At 32.0% G+C, this 647-nt stretch carries 1 protein-coding gene; it reads left to right on the forward strand.

Annotation, left to right across the window (positions count from 1 at the left end; genetic code table 11):
- On the forward strand, positions 1-647 hold a 647-nt coding region (locus tag CLOBL_RS27355), incomplete at both ends, for an alpha/beta hydrolase (protein WP_077861850.1).

The raw sequence follows: 647 nt of genomic DNA on the forward strand, positions 1-647 counted from the left end.
CAAAGAGGAGTATTGCGTTCTGATAAAATTGAAGAAAATGAACCATTTGGGTTAGAATATCTTGTTGATGATTGCGAAAATATTAGAAATATATTGGGTATTAATAGTTGGTCTATTATGGGACATTCTTTTGGAGGAATGCTTGCACTTTTGTATGCAACCCAATATCCTAAATCAGTTGAAAAGGTTATATTTGAAAGTCCCTCTTTTAATTTTCTTATGTCGATGCGTTCTGTATATCTTAAATCTGCTGAAATTCTTCAAAAGCAAGGGAAGTTTGATTATGCAAATGAACTGAGAAAATTTGCAGATAATAATAATGAACTTAAATTATTAACGGACAATATACGGCAAATACCTATTGAAGTAAGAGGTGAGGTTTATCATAACGGTGGAACTTTGGAAGAGGTTAGGCTTATAAATAGTCCAATAGACGTTACAGAACAGCAATGGGAAATTGGAAAAATACACTTTGATAGATTGCTAAGTGAAGGGAAAATTAATCAAAACTTCATACCACTGCTTTCAGCCTTACAGTGTGCTTCAATCTTAATATTAGGGCAATATGACCCTATTTGTTGTAGGGAACAACAAGAGTGCTACTTAAAAAATTCAATGAATAGTAAAATTATTACGTTTGATAAAAG

It is taken from the genome of Clostridium sp. BL-8 (genome assembly GCF_002006495.1).
Classification (GTDB): Bacteria; Bacillota; Clostridia; order Clostridiales; family Clostridiaceae; genus Clostridium.